This is a genomic window from Paeniglutamicibacter terrestris, assembly GCF_012271785.1.
GTDB classification, from domain to species: Bacteria; Actinomycetota; Actinomycetes; order Actinomycetales; family Micrococcaceae; genus Paeniglutamicibacter; species Paeniglutamicibacter terrestris.
The window spans coordinates 1,071,685-1,090,847 of record NZ_JAAWVT010000001.1; the positions used below are offsets into that span (position 1 = coordinate 1,071,685).

At 62.8% G+C, this 19,163-nt stretch carries 17 protein-coding genes; 7 read left to right on the forward strand and 10 right to left on the reverse strand.

Annotated elements, in window-relative coordinates; translation table 11 throughout:
- Positions 1-10 precede the first annotated feature (10 nt).
- The 4 genes from HED64_RS04735 to HED64_RS04750 all read right to left on the reverse strand — a co-directional run bounded on the left by HED64_RS04735 (position 11) and on the right by HED64_RS04750 (position 4,653).
- A complete protein-coding gene (locus HED64_RS04735; RefSeq protein ID WP_168150897.1) occupies positions 11-664 on the reverse strand; it encodes a GntR family transcriptional regulator in 654 nt (217 codons plus the stop codon).
- A gap of 50 nt (positions 665-714) precedes the next feature.
- Positions 715-2,208 (reverse strand): FAD-dependent tricarballylate dehydrogenase TcuA, encoded by a 1,494-nt coding sequence (gene tcuA, locus HED64_RS04740; RefSeq protein ID WP_168150898.1) that lies wholly within the window; start codon positions 2,206-2,208, stop codon positions 715-717.
- A 97-nt stretch (positions 2,209-2,305) separates the two neighbouring features.
- The gene (locus tag HED64_RS04745; protein WP_168150899.1) at positions 2,306-3,058 is read right to left on the reverse strand and encodes a response regulator; all 753 of its coding nucleotides are present in this window, start codon (positions 3,056-3,058) and stop codon (positions 2,306-2,308) included.
- On the reverse strand, positions 3,055-4,653 hold the full coding sequence (locus tag HED64_RS04750; RefSeq protein ID WP_168150900.1) for an ATP-binding protein: 1,599 nt from the start codon (positions 4,651-4,653) through the stop codon (positions 3,055-3,057). The genes HED64_RS04745 and HED64_RS04750 overlap by 4 nt, the downstream gene beginning before the upstream one ends.
- Positions 4,654-4,816: 163 nt before the next feature.
- On the opposite strand from HED64_RS04750, the gene HED64_RS04755 reads away from it, so the two are divergent.
- From HED64_RS04755 to HED64_RS04765, 3 genes are read left to right on the forward strand one after another with little or no spacing between them, the layout of a single operon-like run.
- Positions 4,817-5,800, forward strand: a complete 984-nt coding sequence (locus HED64_RS04755; RefSeq protein WP_168150901.1) for a Bug family tripartite tricarboxylate transporter substrate binding protein — start codon at positions 4,817-4,819, stop codon at positions 5,798-5,800.
- Positions 5,797-6,438 carry a tripartite tricarboxylate transporter TctB family protein gene (locus HED64_RS04760; RefSeq protein WP_210149204.1) on the forward strand — a complete coding sequence of 214 codons (642 nt, stop codon included), beginning with the start codon at positions 5,797-5,799 and terminating at the stop codon, positions 6,436-6,438. Before HED64_RS04755 ends, HED64_RS04760 begins: the two co-directional genes overlap by 4 nt.
- A 1-nt stretch (position 6,439) precedes the next feature.
- Positions 6,440-7,984 carry a tripartite tricarboxylate transporter permease gene (locus tag HED64_RS04765; protein ID WP_168150902.1) on the forward strand — a complete coding sequence of 515 codons (1,545 nt, stop codon included), beginning with the start codon at positions 6,440-6,442 and terminating at the stop codon, positions 7,982-7,984.
- Between the two features lie 150 nt (positions 7,985-8,134).
- Here the strand turns inward: HED64_RS04765 and HED64_RS04770 are convergent, their stop codons facing one another.
- On the reverse strand, positions 8,135-8,776 hold the full coding sequence (locus HED64_RS04770) for an NADPH-dependent F420 reductase (RefSeq protein WP_168150903.1): 642 nt from the start codon (positions 8,774-8,776) through the stop codon (positions 8,135-8,137).
- A gap of 105 nt (positions 8,777-8,881) precedes the next feature.
- Here HED64_RS04770 and HED64_RS04775 point away from each other — a divergent pair, with 105 nt between their 5' ends.
- Complete coding sequence (locus HED64_RS04775; protein ID WP_168150904.1) at positions 8,882-9,475, forward strand: GNAT family N-acetyltransferase; 594 nt, start codon at positions 8,882-8,884, stop codon at positions 9,473-9,475.
- Positions 9,476-9,504: 29 nt separating this feature from the next.
- On the opposite strand, the gene HED64_RS04780 is transcribed toward HED64_RS04775, so the two are convergent.
- Both HED64_RS04780 and HED64_RS04785 read right to left on the reverse strand, forming a co-directional pair.
- Positions 9,505-10,302 (reverse strand): dioxygenase family protein, encoded by a 798-nt coding sequence (locus HED64_RS04780; protein WP_168150905.1) that lies wholly within the window; start codon positions 10,300-10,302, stop codon positions 9,505-9,507.
- Positions 10,303-10,503: 201 nt separating this feature from the next.
- A complete protein-coding gene (locus HED64_RS04785) occupies positions 10,504-11,142 on the reverse strand; it encodes an HD domain-containing protein (protein ID WP_168150906.1) in 639 nt (212 codons plus the stop codon).
- A gap of 112 nt (positions 11,143-11,254) precedes the next feature.
- On the opposite strand from HED64_RS04785, the gene HED64_RS04790 reads away from it, so the two are divergent.
- Both HED64_RS04790 and HED64_RS04795 read left to right on the forward strand, forming a co-directional pair.
- On the forward strand, positions 11,255-12,211 hold the full coding sequence (locus HED64_RS04790) for a GlxA family transcriptional regulator (RefSeq protein WP_168150907.1): 957 nt from the start codon (positions 11,255-11,257) through the stop codon (positions 12,209-12,211).
- A 292-nt stretch (positions 12,212-12,503) separates the two neighbouring features.
- The gene (locus HED64_RS04795) at positions 12,504-14,417 is read left to right on the forward strand and encodes an FAD-binding monooxygenase (RefSeq protein ID WP_168150908.1); all 1,914 of its coding nucleotides are present in this window, start codon (positions 12,504-12,506) and stop codon (positions 14,415-14,417) included.
- Positions 14,418-14,624: 207 nt separating this feature from the next.
- On the opposite strand, the gene HED64_RS04800 is transcribed toward HED64_RS04795, so the two are convergent.
- The 3 genes from HED64_RS04800 to HED64_RS04810 all read right to left on the reverse strand — a co-directional run bounded on the left by HED64_RS04800 (position 14,625) and on the right by HED64_RS04810 (position 18,237).
- Positions 14,625-16,040, reverse strand: a complete 1,416-nt coding sequence (locus HED64_RS04800) for a 2-hydroxycarboxylate transporter family protein (protein WP_168150909.1) — start codon at positions 16,038-16,040, stop codon at positions 14,625-14,627.
- 81 nt (positions 16,041-16,121) lie between these two features.
- A complete protein-coding gene (locus HED64_RS04805) occupies positions 16,122-17,000 on the reverse strand; it encodes a hydroxymethylglutaryl-CoA lyase (RefSeq protein WP_168150910.1) in 879 nt (292 codons plus the stop codon).
- Position 17,001: 1 nt separating this feature from the next.
- Positions 17,002-18,237, reverse strand: a complete 1,236-nt coding sequence (locus HED64_RS04810; protein ID WP_168150911.1) for a CaiB/BaiF CoA transferase family protein — start codon at positions 18,235-18,237, stop codon at positions 17,002-17,004.
- Positions 18,238-18,503: 266 nt separating this feature from the next.
- Between HED64_RS04810 and HED64_RS04815 the strand changes: the two genes are divergently transcribed.
- Positions 18,504-19,160: an IclR family transcriptional regulator gene (locus HED64_RS04815; RefSeq protein ID WP_245325625.1), complete on the forward strand. Its 657-nt coding sequence runs from the start codon at positions 18,504-18,506 to the stop codon at positions 19,158-19,160.
- The last annotated feature ends 3 nt before the right edge of the window (positions 19,161-19,163 follow it).

A 19,163-nucleotide genomic window follows, 5' to 3' on the forward strand; every position in this document is an offset into this window, starting at 1 on the left:
GCCGCGATTCTTAGCCGTTGGGCAGTCCGATCTGTCCAAAAAGCGACAGCCGGATCCTGCGAGCCTCGCTCATGTGTTGACTCATGAGTTCCTGCGCCGCGGAACCGTCGCGGCTGCGGATCGCCTGAACGATGTTGGCATGCTCATCCAGCGACTCGCCCCACCTGGAACCGATCGATAGCGTCGAGGACGGCGCATGAATCTGGTGTGTGGCCAGGCGGTCCAGCAGATCCTTCAGAATCGGATTGTGTGCAGCACTCCAAAGTGCCGAATGAAAATCGATGTTGGTCCTCAGGCGTGTCCGATCATCGGGCTCCGACAAAGCTCGATCGCGTTCGACCAGACCCTCGAGCCGAATGAGGTCCATCTCGGTGCGGGCCGCAGCCGCTTCCAGCGCGGCCTGCCCTTCGAGCAATATCCTCAGGTCGTAGACCTGCATGAGCTGTTCCGGGGTGATGTCCCGGACCTGGAGACCTCGGGTCCCGCGTTCAAGCAATCCCTCCTGCGCCAACCTGCCCAACGCCTCGCGCACCGGGGTACGCGAAACACCGAAGCGTGAGGCCAGGGCTACTTCCTTAAACGCGGTGCCCGGACGGTGGGAGCCATGCAATATTTCGGCACGCAGTTCGGCATGGATCGTCTCCGAATCAACCTTTGCCGCCATCTGAACCCACCTCCGCCCCCATTCCTGGGGGCTCCGTCGTAATTTCTTGCCTAGGCCAGCGTACCGGCACGGCGCCCGAACACGACTCCGGCGGCCAGCCCGGAGCCACCGGGGTAGTTCGCGGAGAAGAGGCCGCCGAGCATTTCGCCGCAGACGTACAGCCCGTCGATGTGCTCGCCGTTCTCGTTCAGCACCCGTCCGTGGGTGTCGGACTTCAGCCCGCCGAAGGTGAAGGTGATGCCACAGGTGACCGGGTAGGCGTAGAACGGGCCCGTCTCCAGCGGCATGGCCCAGTTACTCTTCGGCGGACTCACCTTGGCAGCGCGGCCATCGAGCACGTTCGGATCGTAGGTGATCGAGGTGTCGATGGAGCCGTTGAAATCACTGACGGTCTTGGACAGGGCGGCGGCGTCCACGCCCAGCTTGTCCGCCAGTTCCTCAATGGTGTCGGCGATGACCTCGGAGATACCGGGCATCTCGTACTCTTCTGCACGCAGCAGGGGGCGCAGCGAGGCGTCAAAGACCTGGTAGGCGACGGAATCCGGCTGCTGCAAGATGACCCGTCCGTACTTGGCATAGGTAAGGTTGCGGAAATCCGCGCCCTCGTCCAGGAAACGCTCGCCACGGTTGTTCACGATGATGCCCAACGGGTAGCTCTGGCGAGTCAGTCGGTTGGTCAGTTCACGATTTGACTCGTTTTTTGCGGTGAAGGCATCCCACTGCACGGAGTGGCAGGTTCCCCAGTCGCCGCCCTTGACCGCGCCGGCGGCCAAGCCGGCGGTGATCATCTCGCCATGGTTGAAGGCGGTGCCACGGATCTTGGCGTTCTGCCAGCCCTCGCCGAGGTGTTCGCGGCGCATTTCCGGGTTCGATTCGAAGCCTCCGGCCGCCAGGATGACGGACTCGGCGCGCAGTTCCTGCACGCTTCCGTCCTCGCCGCGGACCTTAACGCCCTTGGCAACGCCATTTTCGAGAATGATGTCAAAGACATCTTGTCCGTAGCGGACCTCGGTGCCGAGCTTCTCGGCAACAGCGACGTGGTCGGCCATCAGGCCCTCGCCGCCGCCGACGTTTCCGACATGCAGGCCACCCCAGAAGAGGAAGGTGCCGTCCTCGCGTTCGTAGGCTTGGCGCTCGTACATCAGGCGGTACTTCAAGCCCAGGCCCTGGAGCCAGCGCAAGCCCGGTGCGGCCTCGTTGACCAAAACCTCGGTCAGCTCCGGGTCGTTGCGTCCCTCGGTGACCTTCTTGAGGTCGGCCGCATAATCGGCGGCGGAGTACGGCGGGACCTCGGAAACGGCGTGGCGCTCGTCGGCTTCGATGAAGTCGCTCAGGTCCTCGATGCCGTTGTGGGCGATGCGGGTGGCACCGGCGGTGTAGTAGCTGTTGCCGCCAAAGAGTTCGCGCGGTGCCTTCTCGAGCAGCAGCACCTTGCGGCCGCGCTCGGTTGCAGCGTGGGCCGCGGTGAATGCGGCGTTGCCGCCGCCAACGACGATTACGTCGGCCACGTTTGCGGCGCCTACTTCAGTTGCTGTGCTGCCCATCGTGCATCTCCCTGTCCGGACCCCGCTCGGAGCCTTCTGGATACGAGTGTATACACAAATATACAAAGAGCGCTACCCCTCCAAATTTCATCCGGACTTACTTTTGCGGGCGCACTCCCGAGCCGATCCAGCGGTAGCGGTGTTCCGGACGTCCCGGGGCGCCATACTTCGCACGCAGTTCGGTCATCCCGCGCCCGGTCATCATCTCCAGGTATCTCCGAGCGCTGACTCGCGAGATTCCACAGATTTCGGAGATCTCGCTGGCCGAGAGATCCCCGGCATCACCCGCCTTCAATGCCTCGCGCAGCGCCTGGCCCACCAACTGGACCGTCGGTTGAGAGAACCCCTTGGGCAACGGCGCGTCCTCTCGCTCGGCAGTTCCCGTCGAACGATCCTCGCGGCGCTTGTCCGGGCCCCCGGCGCGGAGCATGGAGTCAATGTCTCCCTGGTCAAGCGTCGGACCACTGCGCTCCGCGGCCTCGGCCTTGGAGGTTCGAAACGCTTCGAGTCTGCGGTTGAAGTCACTCACGGTAAAGGGTTTGACGAGGTAATCATCAACGCCGCGGCCCACAGCGAAGCGCACGGTATCGCGCTCACTGGCGGCGGTGATCATAATGACGCCCGTGTTGTACCCGCTGCCACGCAGATCTTCCAGCACCTGCAGGCCGTCCATATCGGGCAGGTGCACATCGAGCAGGATCAGGTCGACTCGGCCCTCCTCAAGGAAAGCCAGCACCGGTCCGCCGCGGTCCAGCACGCCCGCCACCACAAACCCATCCAACGCACCCACATAGCGGGAGTGGAGGAGTGCAATATCCGGATCGTCGTCGACTATCAATGTCCTAATCATGCCTGTTCCTCAGCTCGATGACCCGGCAACATGCTGGCTGCGGACCAATTCCATTCCACGGTAATTTTGGCCCCGCCCAGCTCCCCGGTGGCCACCGACACCGTACCTGCACGTCGCCGAATGACCCGGTCAACCAGTGCCAGCCCAATGCCGCGGCCGACACCGGCCTTGCTACTCACCCCGCGACGAAAGATCTCAGCAACGGCATCCGAGGCAATGCCCGGCCCACTGTCTTCCACACAAATCATCAAACGCTCCGGCCCGGCACTCAACAGTAGCCGCACCGCTCCGCCATCACCTGCGGCCTCGATCGCGTTACTGAGCAGGTTTCCCACCACCGTCAGGGTGTCCTCGTCGGCCCGCCACTCCGGCTCGGTCTCGGACTCCGGATCCACCAGCAGCCGAACCCCTGCTTCGCGGGCCCCCGCCGCATTGGCGCCAACAAGACCCGAGAGCGCGGGATCCTTCAGCACCCCCGCGTCGACGCCACGGGCGGCTCCGCTGATTCGCTCCAGATAGGCGGCAGCCTCCCCCGGCTCGCCAAACGACAGATAACCCGAAAGGACGTGCAAGCGGTTGGCGAATTCATGGGCCTGCGAACTCAAGGCGTCGGCAAGACTTCGCTGACCCTTCAATTCGCGCAGGGTCGATTCTAATTCGGTCCGGTCCTGAAGGGTCAATGTTCGACCCAGCGATTTACCCCCAGCCAGTGCCTCGCGACGGGTTGCCACCAGAATGCGTTCCCCCGAGAGGACATACTGGGTTTGCTCGGCTTCCGGGGCTTCGCTACTGAGCTGCGCATGGACGTTCGGATCGAGCACGTCCGCGGCCCTGGCACCCAGAACCTCACCTTCAAGCCCCAGCAATCGCCGAGCCTCGTCATTGACCAGGGTCAATCTACCCTGGGTATCAACGCCCAGAACACCATCGTGCACACTGAACAGCAGCGCCTGCTGCGACTGCAGCAAGCCCGCGACAGCCTCGGGCTCCACCCCATAGATCCGCCGGCGGACAACACGGGCCGTCAGCGCCGAAGCAATCGTTCCCAGCGCCGCAGCACCCAGGATCCAGGGGGCGACATCTCCAACGATTTCCAGCAGTTCCCCACGGATCTCGCTCTGCAGAATCCCCACGGAGACGGTCCCGACGATTTTCCCCTCAAACCACACCGGTTCCTTGGCCCGCAGCGTCACACCCTGTGGCCCAACCTCTGTGCCGCGGAACGATTCCCCGGCTCGCACCGGGTCGTGATCCGATGACACCTTCTCCCCGATGCGCTCCGGATCCGGGTGAGCCACGCGAATCCCTGCCAGGTTCGCCACCGTGACGAACTGGACACCGGAAACCGACGTCGCAAGATCCGCGATCGGTGCGATCACCTCCGTGGCCTCGGGGCTGCCCAAATGCGATTGAACCGCCTCTTGGGCCGCGATTTGCACCGCCACCGTGTACACCCGATCGAAGGCGACCTCCTGGGTTCGATGGTCCTCGAAGACCAGGATCACGACGGACACCGCGCCCATCAGCCCCAGCACGATTCCCAGCTGCATTGCCAGCAACTGTGCCCGCCTGCGGTGTTTTGATAGGGAAAGCACGTCGATTCGAGCCCCTTCGATTTCTCGTTAACTTTGTTTTCTTTATTGTTCTTATGACCTAAAGCACATTTTCGCTGTGCTTTGCATCACCACTCTGACACCTTAGTGGTCGAGGGACCTGCCAATGACACCCGGTCCACCACCCATGAGATTACGGATGAAAATGAGCAAGAGCATAATCAAGAAGACCCTATACGGTGCCGTTGTCGCCGTCGTGGCAGGTCTGGCCCTGGTCAATGCGGCAGCAAGTGGTGGTGAGTCGACCGCACGGTCAAAGCTCGTCCTCATGGCTCCGGCAGCCCCCGGCGGCGGGTGGGACGGTTTTGCCCGCGAGTCGCAGCAGGCCATGAAGTCCGGCAGCGTCGTTAACAACGCCCAGGTCGTCAACGTGCCGGGTGCCGGTGGAACCATCGGCTTGAGTCAATTTGTCCAGATGGAAGGCCGTCACGACATGTTGATGGTCACCGGCGGAGTCATGGTCGGCGCCATTGAGCTCTCCAATTCCGAGACGACCTTCGAGGACATCGTTCCCATTGCCCGGCTCGCCGATGACTACGCGGTGCTGGTAGTTCCCGCCAAATCTGAATTCAAAACCCTCGATGACTTCACCGAGCGATGGAAGGCGAATCCCGGAGGAACATCAATCTCCGGTGGCTCGCTGGGGTCCATCGACCACCTACTGACCGGCTTGGTGGCACAAAAGATCGGCATTGATCCGATCAAAACCAACTACATCGCGTATTCCGGTGGCGGCGAGGCACTGACCTCGATGCTTTCCGGAACGACCGTCGGCGGGATGTCGGGCTACAACGAAGTAGCCGATCAAATCGAATCCGGCAGCCTGCGCGCCCTGGCAATTTCCTCGGAAGAGCGCCTGCCCGGTGTGGATATCCCGACCTTCAAGGAACAAGGCGTTGACGCGGCGATGGCCAACTGGCGCGGTGTCGCCGCAGCTCCGGGCATCACCGAGGAGCAAAAGCAGGAATTTGTGGACATCGTTACCGAATTTCGCCAGACCGAACACTGGCAGGGTGCGCTGGAACGCAACAGCTGGACGGACAGTTTCATGACCGGTGGCGAATTTGAAGAATTCATTGACTCCGAGGTCGCCGTGACCAAGGAAATCGTGGAAGGGCTTGGACTGTGAAAACCACCAATGACGCCACCGCCACCGTGCGGAGCGCAGAGGACTACCCGGTGCGTATCACCAGCTTCTGGTCGGGCCGAAGCGAGCTAATCGTCCCAGCCCTGGTCTTCGCACTGGCCGGCTTCCTGACTTACGGAACTGCGACCATGGACGTGATGGGCACCAGTATTCCGGGACCGCAGTTCTTCCCCACCATCGTCTGCGTGCTTTTGTTCGTCGTGGCGGCCATCCACACGGTGCAGATCCTTCGCACTCGTCGCTTCCCTCAGGAGGAAAGCGAAGGGCAGAACGCCGATTTCTCCACCGACTTGCTCGGCGACCTCGCCGACACGGAGCGTAGCTCCATCTATGGGGCAACTACTACGCCATCGGCCACCGGAAAGCGGAAGGCCTACTCGGACTGGAAGACACTGGGCATGACCGTGGGAGCAATTGCCGCGTTCATCCTGGCACTGCCCGTACTGGGCTGGATCCTCAGTGCAGCCGGCCTGTTCTGGGTCATCTGCCGCGCATTGGGAAGCCGACGTCCGTTATTCGACCTCAGCGTCGCCATTCTCTTCTCCTCGGTCATTCAGCTGGCCTTTAATGCCGGGCTCGGCCTCAACCTGCCCTCCGGTTTCCTGGAAGGACTGATCTGACATGGATTCTATTTCCCTGCTCATGGAGGGCTTCTCGCAGGCCCTAACGCCCATAAATCTCATGTGGGTGGTGATCGGTGCGATCCTCGGAACGGCCGTGGGCGTTTTGCCCGGGCTCGGTTCGGCCATGGCCGTCGCATTGCTGCTTCCCATTACTTTTTCTCTTGATCCGACCGCGGCATTCATCATGTTTGCCGGCGTCTACTTTGGTGGTCTTTTCGGGGATTCGACCTCCGGGATTCTGCTTAATACACCAGGCAATTCATCCGCCATCGCCTCCACCTTCGAGGGCCATCGCATGGCACTTGATGGCAGAGCGGCGAAGGCCCTGGCCACCGCGGCCATGGGAGCCTTCATCGGTGGTCTCATTGCCACCACGGTGGTCGTTTTCTTCGCCCCGGTGCTCGTGAAGATGGCAACGGCATTCGGTCCCGCCGAATACTTCGCGCTCGCGGTCTTCGCTTTCCTCGCTATTTCCTCGGTGGTCTCCGATTCCGTGGTCAAGGGCCTGATGTCCCTGGGCATCGGTCTAGTCCTTGCCCTGGTCGGCGTCGACGGCCCCTCCGGTACGCCCCGCTTCACCCTCGGTATGCCGCAGCTCTTCGACGGCATGTCCATCGTGGTGATCACCGTCGGGTTGCTGGCACTGGGTGAAGTCCTGCATATCGCCTCACGTATCCACCGCGACGGGACCGCCGTCCGCATTGAATCCAAGGGCCGCCCGCGGCTGGAGCTCAGCGACATCCGTAGGGCCATGCCCGCTTGGTTGCGTGGCACCGCATTCGGCGTTCCCTTCGGCGTTATTCCCGCCGGCGGTTCCGAGGTTCCCACGTTCATGGCCTATGGCCTGGAAAAGAAGCTCGCTGCCCGCAACGGCGACACCGATTTTGGTAGCACCGGGTCGATCCGTGGCGTTGCTGCCCCGGAAGCCGCGGCTAATGCCACGGCCGGCACCGCCATGGGAGCGCTTCTTGCTCTCGGCCTGCCTACCTCGGCAACGGCTGCCATCATGTTGGCTGCTTTCCAGCAGTATGGGATGCAGCCGGGCCCGTTGCTGTTCGAACGCAGCGGTCCGATGGTCTGGACGTTGCTCGCGTCACTGTTCATTGGTCTGGTTGTCCTGCTGGTCTTGAATATGCAGTTCGCGGTGCTCTGGGCCAAGCTGCTGCTCATCCCCCGGCACTACCTCTACGCGGGCATCGCGGTGCTCTCGGTACTGGGTGTCTACGCGATCAGTTCCTCGATCATCGACCTGTGGATCCTGTTGGGCGTGGGCCTGCTGGGCTTCATGATGCGCCGCTACAAGTTCCCGCTCGCCCCGGTACTGATCGCGGTCATTCTTGGCCCGCTGGCCGAGACGGAATTGCGACGCGCACTGACTGTCTCGGAAGGCAATCTGTCGATCCTGATCGACAGCCCGGTCACCATGGTGCTGTACGGACTGTTGGCCATTACCTTGGTGATCACCGGCATCCAGCACGTGCGTCACAGCAGGGCTGCTCGAAGCACGGCACCGAAATTCGATGCCGATCGGCTCGGCGTCTAGGCTCGAAAACACCAACAAGAAACATCCTGAAAGGAGCAGGTGCTCACGATCGAATCGTGAGCACCTGCTCCTTTCCCGCGACGGGATGCTATCGGGGCTCGCACGCGAACCCCGATGCACGATCCCGCCATAGCGCCGCCGGGGAGACTGCTAGATGGTCCGCGGAGCCTTGGCCAGATTATTCGTCAGTTCCTCAACGTTTTGGCGCGGCCCATAGGCCGGGCGGTCGCGTTCCACCCGCCAGCTCTCGGCCAGCGGGCCGATGTTAACTGTGTCGAATCCGAATTCGTCGTAAAGCCGGGTGATCAGCGCCGCGGCGTCCTCGTGGTCGCTCGCGGTGGCTAAGGCACGGCGATTTTCGGTGCCGGTTGGCGTCCCCGTCGTGGTGATTTCCGCCGCGCCGATGTGGTTAAAGCCCTTGGCCACCTTCGAGTCCTTCAGGTATTCCTGAACCAGGCTGGAGGTGGTGGTTTCACCGGCATCCAGTGCCGCGATGTGCCCGTCGCGCTCCCAGTAGTAGTTGATCGTGTCGATCACGATCTTGCCGGACAGCTCCTCGACGGGAAGGTCCTTGTAGTTACCCAGCGGAATGGTGACCACTGCGAAGTCGCCCGCTGCCCCGGCCTCGGAGGCCGTGGCGGCCCGCGCCTTCGGTCCGAGTTCGGCCACCAGGTCCGCGAGCGTTTCTGGTCCGCGCGAATTGCCGATGACCACGTCATATCCCAGCTCTACGGCCTTGCGTGCAACCTGGGATCCGATGTGTCCTGCTCCGATGATTCCGATGATAGTCATGCCGGTTCCAACGGTGTCGACGGCCGGTTCATTCCATTCTTACGGCAGGTTAAGCGCCCAGCCAGCTCTGGTCGGGCACGGGGTGCACGGGGCAGAATTGATACCATGTCCAACGCCGCGCAAGACAGCCATTGGGAATGCCATCCGGTCACCCCAGATCGTTTTGAGGATTTCGGCGATGTCATCAATCCGACTCGACGAGATACCCACTGCTGGTGCCTGTCACACCGACTGGGTGTCAAGGACATCGAGGAGCTCGGCGGACGCAGCCGCGAAACGGCCATGCGCAAACTCTGCGATCGGGAAAACCCACCCGGGGTTCTCACCTACCGCAACGGCGAGCCCGTCGGATGGTGCAGCATCGGCCCTCGCGCCGAGATCCCGCGACTGGTGGTCTCCAAGTTGATCCGGCCCGTGGATGCGGTTCCGGTGTGGAGCATCATTTGCGTGGTGGTGCGCAGCGGTTACCGCAGGCAGGGCGTCACCGAGCAGCTGCTCGAGGGTGCCATCGCCTACGCGGCCTCCCGTGGGGCGCCGGCCATCGAGGCGCACCCCGTGGATCCGGACGGCAGGATGGACACCACGATGGCCTTCGTCGGAACCCGGACAATGTTCGAGCGGGTGGGCTTCCGCGTCATCGGCACCACCGACGCGGTGGCCAGCCGGATGCCGCGGCTGATCATGCGACGAGATCTCTGAGCGAGCTCCCCACGACTCCTTCTCGTTTTTTAAGTCAGTGACCAGGAGCGCTTGGAAAGCCCGAACCAGAAACCGTCGATGGCGGTCTTGGCCTCAATGCCACCGGAGGCATAAGCCGCACCCAGTGCAACGTAAAGCGGTGCCCAGTGCTCGGAACGCGGGTGCGCCTCGCGGGCGGCCGGGGCCTTGTGCAGGAAATCGAGGATCGAATCCACATCCCCGCGACCCAGCGCTTCCTCGGCCCAGTGATCAAATTCGCTGGAGGCGGCCGGCGGTGCTGAATCGGGGCCGCCCGCAGGGTTGAACCAGCGCAGATTGTGCGTGGTGAAGCCGGAGCCGATAATCATGGTGCCGCGATCGCGCAGTGGTGCCAGCGACTGGCCCAGGGCGAAGAGGCCCTGCGGATCCAGTGTGGGCATCGACATCTGCACCACCGGAACATCCGCGTCGGGGAACATTTCCTTCAGCGGGACGTAAGCTCCGTGGTCAAGGCCGCGGGTCTCGTCGCGTTCGACATGATGGCCGTGGTTTCCCGTTAATCGGGCGACCTCGTCGGCCAGTTCCGGTGCCATCGGCGCGTCGTAGCGCACGTCGTAGTAGTGCTGCGGGAAGCCCCAGAAGTCGTAGACAAGTTCCTGCTTCTGGCGCGTGGCACTGAGCGACACGGGAGCATTTTCCCAGTGAGCGGAAATCATCAGGATGTCCTTGGGCTTTTCCATGGTGTCGGACCATGCCGCCAACTCGGCGGTCCAGGTGGCGTCGTCGGCAAGCGGCGGGGCACCGTGGGAGAGGAAGAGTACCGGGGGGCGGTCGGCTGCAGTAGTCATGCGATCAGCATACACCTAAAATGGTTGAGCCTTCAAGTAATTTAAGTTCAAACATTTCTCTCGTTGCCACCACAGCTCAGAACGGGAAGTTGGCAACTCTTAGCGCATACTCAGCCCGCTTCATGCTCTCAAACGTGGGACCAGACCGTCTAGGCTCCAAACAACGCCTCGCCCCCGCCCCCAGGAGTCGCGGGTGCTGACCTACTCGGGCCAGGCCGATCCGCGAATGACCTCCACGAAGTCGCCGCGCTGGAATCCCGGGAGGTAGTGCGCCAGTACGTCGGCCTTCACGTTGCCGAAGGTCGTGTCGGGGCGGTCCTTGAGGCCGTTCGTGAAAGCCGCCAGGATTTGGTTCTTGAAATCCGGGCGCGGGTGCGCATCCACGACAGCATTGCGCTGTTCGTCGGTGATCGCGTCATAGCCGAGTCCCAGCACGTCGAGTTCGACGCCGCGGGTGACCAAGGCGATCTCCGGTGCCATGTGCAGCGGGATTTCCGGGGTGGTGTGCAGCGCGATGCCCGACCAGACCTTGTCCGCCGCCTCGCCGGTGATGCCGTGTTCACTCAGGAAGCGACGAGCCTCATCGGCGGCGTCAATCTCGAAGCGTTGGTCGGTTCGGCGGTACTTGTCCGTGAGCCCGAGATCGTGGAACATCGCCCCGATGTACAGCAGCTCGGGATCGTATTGAAGCCCCTGCTCCCGGCCGCGCAGTGAACCGAAGATGAATACCCTGCGGGAGTGGTCATAGACGAGTTCGGTCGCAGCCTCGCGGAGCAAATCGGTGGCGTCCTTGGCCATCTTGCTGTCTGGGATCCGGATGCCTGCAATGGTCTCGGTCATGGATGCTTGCCGCCTTCTGTTTCGTGTTCTGCGAATGTTGTACTTCCCATTTTGGCCCAACGGACTAGGCTGAGGACATGTCTTTTTTGCCCACTCTCCCTCGATTTCGGACATGATCACCAGAATCGGCATCCTCGTCTTCGACGGCATGACCATGCTCGATGCCAGCGGGCCCGCAGAGGTGTTCAATCTCGCCGATCCGGCGCGCCAACACTATGACCTCGTATTCATCTCGCCGGCGGGCGGGCGGGTCGTATCCTCCTCGGGGATGGACCTGGGCCAGACGCTCACCGCCGACGACGCCGGAGAAGTGGACACGCTGCTCGTCGCCGGCGGACCGCTACTCCCGGAGGGCCGCATCAACGAGGAACTACTCTCGTCCGTCGCTTCGCTTGCCTCCGGCGCGCAACGGGTCGCATCGGTGTGCACGGGCGCCTTCGTCTTGGCGGAGTTGGGATACCTCGACGGGCGCCGCGCGACGACCCATTGGCGGCACGCGCAAACCCTGGCAACCCGTCATCCGCTCGTGACGGTCGAACCCGACGTCATCCATGTCCGCGACGGACGTTACCTGACCTCGGCGGGAATCAGCGCCGGTATCGATCTGGCCCTGGCCATGGTCGAGGAGGACCTCGGGGTGGAAATCGCCCGAGAAACGGCCCGTGAGCTGGTGATGTTCATGCACCGGCCCGGCGGGCAAACCCAGTTCTCGACCGCCTTGAGCACACCCCCGGCGCAAAACGGAGCGTTGCGGACCCTCATGGAGACGGTCCTAGCCAATCCCGCGGAAGAACATACCGCCACATCCATGGCCGCGACCGTCGGGGTGAGCGTGCGCCACCTGAACCGGCTGTTCCAAGCCGCGGCGGCCACGACACCGGCACGTTGGCTCGAACGGGTCCGCGTCGACTCGGCCCGCGCCCTGATACTAGATGGCCACTCGATGACGCAGGTAGCGCAATTGAGTGGCTTCGGAAGCGACGAAACGCTCCGTCGGGCGTTCGCCCGGCAACTTGATACAACGCCGAGTAGCTTCCGCGATCACTTTGCCACGACCAGGCGGGACTGAAGGCCTCCGCCCTCGCGATATCAGGTGCCGATAAGCATGTGGACAGCCACTCCTTTTCCGCGGGTGGTGCAACACTTCAAGCTGGTCCCGTTCCAGAGCATCCCCTGTCTGGTAATTCGCGGCGCACCGCCCATCCATGCTCCCCGCCGTGGAACCGGTCGCATTGGTCGAGGACCATGCTCCAGATTTCTGCTGTGCAGAATGTCTTGGTGTCGGGACGACGGCCGGCCCTACGGTTGATGAAACAGATCACATCGCCGCCCCAGGGTGCGCAGCAGATTCAAGGAGCAGCATGCAGTTCTACCAAGATGGCTACCGCCCGGGCGACCCGGATATCCGCCGCGCAGCTCCCGGACGCCGCACCCCAGGGACCTTGCCCACCCAGGTCGACGTCCTCATCGCCGGCACCGGCCCCGCCGGTTCCGTCCTTGCCGCTCAGCTGGCCGAGTTCCCGGACATCTCCACCCTTGTTGTCGAACGCCGCGAAGCAGCCCTCGAGCTGGGCCACGCTGACGGGGTGGCCTGCCGCACCGTGGAGATGTTCAACGGCTTTGGTCTGGCCGAAGCCCTGATGCGCGAGGCCTACTGGGTTAACGAGACCAGCTTCTGGGGCCCCGCATCTGGCGACGGGATCGAGCGCACCGGACGGATCCAGGACGTCGCCGACGGCCTCTCCGAATACCCTCACGTGATCGTGAACCAGGCCCGCATGCAGGACATGCTCTTCGAGCACATGGCCAACTCCCCCAGCCGGCTGGTCCCCGACTACGGACTGGAGCTCATCGACGTGGTGATCGCCGACACCGGCGACTACCCCGTCACCGCAAGACTGCGCTGCACCGGCGAGAATCCCGGCAACGAGATCACCGTGCAGGCAAAGTATGCGGTGGGCTGCGAGGGCGCGCGCTCGAACGTGCGCCGCTCGCTGGGCATCAAGATGCAGGGGGATGCCCGTAACCACGCCTGGGGTGTGATGGACATGCTGGCCGTCACCGATTTCCCCGACATCCGCCTGAAGTCCGCCATTCAGTCGGCCTCCGGCGGATCCATTCTGCTGATCCCGCGCGAGGGCGGCTATCTGGTGCGGCTTTACGTCGACTTGGGCGATATCGACCCGGGAGACCGCGAGGCCCGCGGGCGTTTCACCGCCGATTCGGTCATCGAGGCCGCACAAAAGATTCTGCACCCCTACACGCTGGACGTGAAGGAAATCGCCTGGTGGAGCGTTTACGAGGTGGGCCAGCGCATCGCCGAGCGGTTCGACGACGTGTTGCCCGGGGACCGCGGCACCCGGACCCCGCGCGTGTTCATCGCCGGGGACGCCTGCCACACGCATAGTGCCAAGGCCGGTCAGGGCATGAATGTGTCCATGCAGGATGGCTTCAATCTGGGCTGGAAGCTGGCGGCCGTGCTGCAAGGCCGCAGCCCAGAATCCCTGCTGGACACCTACTCCGCCGAACGCCAGGTCATCGCCCAGGAGCTGATCGACTTCGATTTGAAATGGTCCACCGCGATGGCTGCCAAGCCCAAGGACCCGGCGAACCCTGAGGCCGGGGGCATGGACGCCGCCGAACGCCAGTCCATCTTCACCCAGGGCGGGCGGTTCACCGCGGGCTTCGCCACCGACTACGCCCCGAGCATGATCACCGGGGAAGACACCCACGAGCACCTGGCCACCGGATTCCCGGTCGGCGAGCGCTTCCACTCCTCCGGCGTCATCAGGCTTGCCGATGCCAAGTCGCTGCAGCTCGGGCACCAGGCTCTGGCCGACGGCCGCTGGCGGATCTACGCCTTCGCCGACGCCGTCCGCCCCGACGCCAAGGATTCGCGTCTGGCCGCATTCAGCACCTACTTGGGGCAGGATCCGTCCTCCCCGGTGCGCACCTTCACCCCGGCGGGTGCCGACGACGACGCGGTCTTCGACGTGCGTGCGGTGCTGCAGCAGGGACACCGCGAGGTGGAGCCAGGTGATGTGCCAGCATTCCTCTTCCCACGCAAGGCACCGCTGGGACTCATCGACTACGAGAAGGTCTTCACCGCCGACGCGGCGAACGATATCTTCGAGGCCCGCGGCATCAACCGTGAGCACGGCGCGATTGTGGTGGTCCGTCCCGACCAGTACGTGGCTCACGTGCTACCCCTTGATGCCCACGCGGAGCTGGCGAGTTTCTTCGCCGGCATCATGAGCACCCCGACGCTACCGTAGCCCGACCTCGTCCGTGCGGCCGGGGCAGGGTCTCGCGGCGCGGACGAAGGGATATGGACGCGGCGGGTCTGGCGCGCCGGGGAGCTGCAGGGCGCCAGGGTGATTTCCCTGCTGCGGGCCACCGGCCACGTAAACGGCAAGAGGCCGGGCCGCGGCCGACCCAGGGGATCGACTGCGGCCCGGCCTCATCCACCGGTTCCGGCGGAATCAGGAAGCGATGGCTAGCAGCGGGACCAGCAGCGAGGTCACGAACAGCACCAGCGCGCCGCCAAGTCGGTTGGTCAGCGCGGCGAACGGCATCAGGTGCATGCGGTTCGCCGCACTGAGCACCGCGACATCCCCGCTGCCCCCGGTGTCGGCCATGACCAGCCCCGGGGTAATGGATGCCTCAACGAAGTTGAACTTCATGAGCCACCCCAAGAAGCCGGAGGTCAGCGTCGCGATCAGCACCGTGGCAACCGTCAGAACGATGAACTTCGGGTTACTCAACGAGGTAACAACCTCGCCCATGTCGATGTAGCTGATACTCACGCCCACTAGCAGTGCCGGAACCATGGTGGCACCCACCATGTCACCCCAGTCAGCGGTGGATTCTTCAATATCCTTGGGCAGCCAGCCGAAGATCTTCACGGCGGCCGCAGCAATGATGGTCCAGGCATAGGGGTGCAAGACCTCAAGGAACGAACCGACCAGCTGGCCGAAGATGAACAGCGCGCCGGCGAATAGCAGGCCCTTGCCCAGCGCAATGAATGAGGAAGCCTCGTTTTTCGGCGGCAGCGACAACTCGGACTTCTTGCCCTTGATGCGCATCAGCTCTCCGTGGCCATTGAAGCCCACAAAGAACTGCTTGCGACTCTTGCCTAGGCCGTTGTAGATGCCGGCAATGATGATGCAAACGATGTTGGCCACCACCACGGCGGACATCAAATCGCCCATGAACGTCGAGGAGTCCAGGCCGGTGCGCGAGGCATACATCTCGCTCATCGGCAGCGCACCCACACCCAGACCGCCGGCCATGATCGGGGCGGCAATAAACAAGATCCCCTCCATAAAACCGAATCCGGTGGCGGCACCCAGCAACCCAATCAGCACAAATGTGGCCACCAGGCAGCCGACCAGCGGCACCGCAAAGCGCGGTCCGGCCTTCAGCAACAGGGCTCGAGGCATACCCAGGATGGAGCCGGCGATGATCGTGATGACAAAGAAGTCCAGGAATCCATGTCCCTTCACGAAGTTCTCCACAACTTCCACGAGGTTCGCCGGCAACAGGTTAAAGGACATGAGCGTCGCGGGGATGAAGGTGCACAAGACCGTGGGCAGCCCGTAGTCACGTACCACCGGGAAGAGGTTGCCGATCCAGATCAGCAGCCCACCGAGCAGGATGGTGACGGTAAAACCCGAGAGCATCGAATCCGGGAGCTTGCCGGTGAGCGCGGCGATAAACACCATGAGCGCGAGCACGAGGAACAGTGCTGCCGGAAGACTGGCGATCCGCGGGCCGCGCGGACCGGGGAAATGCGTGCCGCGTAGCTTGCCCACGCTCGGTTCGACCCTGCGCTGTACGCCGGGTTCCTCGGGGTGTTGTGCAGCAAGGGTGGAAGCGGAATTTTCAATCTGAGACATCGTCGTCCTCGCAGAATGATGGGGCGCACCGGCGCCTGTTTCAGGCATCTCGGCGGGCAGTGGATGGGAGTGTATTAGGTTCTAGTGCCCGGTTAGGGCGTTCACGGGCAGCGCCGCGGAGTTGGACACCGCGTCGCGGCCCAGCTGCACGGCACGGTTCAGTGCCGCTTCGTCGATGCCGGTCTCGTGCCCGGCGGCGTGCAGGTGGGCAACAAGTTCCTCGGTGGCCAAGTTGCCCGCGGCACCCGGTGCAAACGGGCAGCCACCGTAGCCGCCCAACGCGCTATCGAAGCGGGTGATGCCGGCATCTATGGCCGCATCAACAGTGTCCAACGCCTGGCCATGGGCGTTGTGCAGGTGCAGATAGTAGGTCAGCTCCGGCTCGGCAGCCTGGATGTAACGCACCGAATCCATGAGTCGAGCGGTCGGCGTGGTGCCCAGGGTGTCGGCCAGGCCGATTTGAGTGATGCCCATGTCCTTGAAGGCGCGCACCACCCGCAACAGGTGCTCCGGATCAATCTCTCCCTCAAAGGGGCAGGTAAACGCGGTCGAGATCCCGGCAAAGAAGTTGATACCCGGGTGCGCTGCAACATCGGAGGCGAGGGAGGCGAGTGCTTCCTCAACACTGGCCCCAGCGTTTGCACTGCTATGTGCCTGACTGGCGGAGGTCACCACCTGAATGTCGGTCGCCCCGGCCGCGATAGCACGCACGATCCCCTTGCCATTGAGCGCTAGGGAAGTGAAGCTCGCCCCATTTCTTACCGGCAATCCGGACAGGACCTCGGCGGCATCCCCCATCTGTGGCACCCGGGCGGGATTCACGAAGGAAGCGACCTCCAGCCGCTTCACGCCGGCGCTAAGTAGGGAATCGACGATGGCCAGCTTGTCAGAGGTGGCGACAATGACGTTTTCATCCTGCAAGCCGTCGCGCAGGAAGACGTCGGTGATCTGGATCCGCATGTTAGTTGGCCTCCTTGAGACCCAGTGAGTTGATTTGCTCCGTGCTTAGCCCGGCCAATTCCGCCAGCACCTCATGGGTGTGTTCGCCGAGTTCCGGGCCGATCCAGTTGACGCGGCCCTCGTGCCCCGGCAATTTGGGAACCACACCGGGGAAGCGGATCAGTTCTGGTTCGTCATCGATGATCACCTCGTGGGTCTGAATCATGTCACGGGCTAGGTAATGCTCGTCCTTGGCGATCGATGGGGCGTCATAAACGGGCCCGGCGGGCACACCGGCGGCGTCCAGCGCCGTGAGAACATCGGCCAGCGGCATCGAGGAGGTCCAGTCGGCGATGGCACGATTAAGTTCGGTCTCGCGCGCCCCTCGTCCCTCGGTCGTGAGCAGGGTTTTGTCATCGGCGAGGTCATCGCGGTCGATGGCCTTCATGAGGCGAATGAACACCGAGTTAGAGTTACCGCCAATCACCACCTCCAAATCATCCCCGCACGGGTAGGAACCCGTGGGCACCACACCGGGCAAGGCCCCACCGGTGCGCTTGCGGACCATGCCGTAAGCGTCGTAGTCCGGGACCAAGGACTCGAGTAGGGAGAAAACCCCCTCGTAGAGTGCCACGTCAACAATCTGCGGGCCTTCGCTCTTGACGCCCTGCGCCTTTTGGAACATCAACATGAGGGCGCCGATGACACCGTAGAGTCCGGAAACGGTATCCCCTACGCTCGCGGCGGCCCGGCCTGCCGGACGATCCGGTTCGCCGGTGATGTATCGCAGACCGGCGAAGGACTCGGCGGAGCTGCCGAAGCCTGCACGATTTTTGTACGGGCCGGTTTGTCCGTAACCGGAGATGCGCACCATGACCAGATTGGGGTTCACTGCGTGCAGCTCTTCGGGACCAAGACCCCACTTTTCTAGAGTGCCCGGGCGGAAGTTCTCGATGACCACGTCGGTCTTTGCCACGATGCTCAGCACCGCCTCCCGACCGAGTTCGCTGCGCAAATCCAAAGCGACAGATTTCTTATTCCTCCCGAGGGTACGGAAGAGCATCGAGGTGGTGCCGCGCGTTTTCCGCCAGTCGCGCAATTCGTCACCGCCGTTCGGCTTTTCGATCTTGATGACTTCGGCACCGAAGTCACCGAAGAGTCGGGCGGCAAACGGGGCCGCAATGAAGCTGCCCAATTCCAGTACGCGGATCCCGTCAAGCGGCAAGGTACTGCCCGGGAGGTGAAGATTCTCTGTCATGGTGATTGCCCTTTTCTCGGTGACGCCCCTAGCGACTTCCCATCTAATGGGATACGCTTCTCTGTGAGCAGGAAAACCATAACAAGTGATCCACGGCACAGCAAGGGTTTGGCGGATCCAAAAAATGAAACCGGCGACCACCTGCCTCAAGAACCAGACAAACAGTGACGTCACCAGCCAATGTCGATGCCGGGGCAGTACGTAGGACACTTTCACGACAACAAGCCAAATGCTCGTCCGGCAGCCCACCAGCAGGAGAAAGCCCCATGACCGAATCGACAACCACCAGCAATCGCATGCTTGAACGAGTGGCGTTGGTCCTTGATGCACTCGACGACTCCTCCGCATCGGCCAGCGAATTAGCCAGACGCACGGGATTGTCGGTCTCAACAGTTCACCGCCTGGCACTATCCATGGTTGACTACGGCTTTTTGCGTCGCGTTGCGGACGGGAACTTCAAGCTCGGGCAGCGCTTTGTCCGCTCTGCTTTAGAATCGATCGCCTTGCCGATCCTCACGGAGCTGCGCAACAAAACCGGGGAAACCAGTCAACTATGGATACGCCGCGGCGATCGACGATTCTGCCAAATCACGGTGGACAGTCAACATGAGCTCAAGGCAACCCTTCCGGTGGGCTCAAGCTTGGACTTGCCCAACGGGTCTAGCGGGCGGCTACTCACCCATGATCTCGAGGCGCTGGAATCCGTGGCGGAACATGGCTGGGTCGAATCAGTGGGGCGCCGCACCCCGGGCTTGGGTTCCGTTAGCGCTCCGGTCATGCTGCGTGACCAGATGATTGCCACGCTCTGCTTGGCGGTGCCGCTGAGCCGTGTGACCGAATCCCCCGGTCGGGACTTTGGTGAATCCGTCGCACGTGCGGCGCTACAAATTGGTACCGAATTGGACATGAGCAAGAAGCTGTAGCCA

Bases quoted from the DNA above. Each gene is read 5' to 3' on its own strand.
- HED64_RS04810 (WP_168150911.1), bottom strand. From the start codon at position 18,237: ATGACAGAGAATCTTCACCTCCCGGGCAGTACCTTGCCGCTTGACGGG.
- HED64_RS04775 (WP_168150904.1), top strand. From the start codon at position 8,882: ATGTCCAACGCCGCGCAAGACAGCCATTGGGAATGCCATCCGGTCACC.
- HED64_RS04790 (WP_168150907.1), top strand. From the start codon at position 11,255: ATGATCACCAGAATCGGCATCCTCGTCTTCGACGGCATGACCATGCTC.
- HED64_RS04815 (WP_245325625.1), top strand. From the start codon at position 18,504: ATGACCGAATCGACAACCACCAGCAATCGCATGCTTGAACGAGTGGCG.
- HED64_RS04785 (WP_168150906.1), bottom strand. From the start codon at position 11,142: ATGACCGAGACCATTGCAGGCATCCGGATCCCAGACAGCAAGATGGCC.
- HED64_RS04745 (WP_168150899.1), bottom strand. From the start codon at position 3,058: ATGATTAGGACATTGATAGTCGACGACGATCCGGATATTGCACTCCTC.
- HED64_RS04765 (WP_168150902.1), top strand. From the start codon at position 6,440: ATGGATTCTATTTCCCTGCTCATGGAGGGCTTCTCGCAGGCCCTAACG.
- HED64_RS04735 (WP_168150897.1), bottom strand. From the start codon at position 664: ATGGCGGCAAAGGTTGATTCGGAGACGATCCATGCCGAACTGCGTGCC.
- HED64_RS04780 (WP_168150905.1), bottom strand. From the start codon at position 10,302: ATGACTACTGCAGCCGACCGCCCCCCGGTACTCTTCCTCTCCCACGGT.
- HED64_RS04805 (WP_168150910.1), bottom strand. From the start codon at position 17,000: ATGCGGATCCAGATCACCGACGTCTTCCTGCGCGACGGCTTGCAGGAT.
- HED64_RS04795 (WP_168150908.1), top strand. From the start codon at position 12,504: ATGCAGTTCTACCAAGATGGCTACCGCCCGGGCGACCCGGATATCCGC.
- HED64_RS04755 (WP_168150901.1), top strand. From the start codon at position 4,817: ATGAGCAAGAGCATAATCAAGAAGACCCTATACGGTGCCGTTGTCGCC.
- HED64_RS04770 (WP_168150903.1), bottom strand. From the start codon at position 8,776: ATGACTATCATCGGAATCATCGGAGCAGGACACATCGGATCCCAGGTT.
- HED64_RS04800 (WP_168150909.1), bottom strand. From the start codon at position 16,040: ATGTCTCAGATTGAAAATTCCGCTTCCACCCTTGCTGCACAACACCCC.
- tcuA (WP_168150898.1), bottom strand. From the start codon at position 2,208: ATGGGCAGCACAGCAACTGAAGTAGGCGCCGCAAACGTGGCCGACGTA.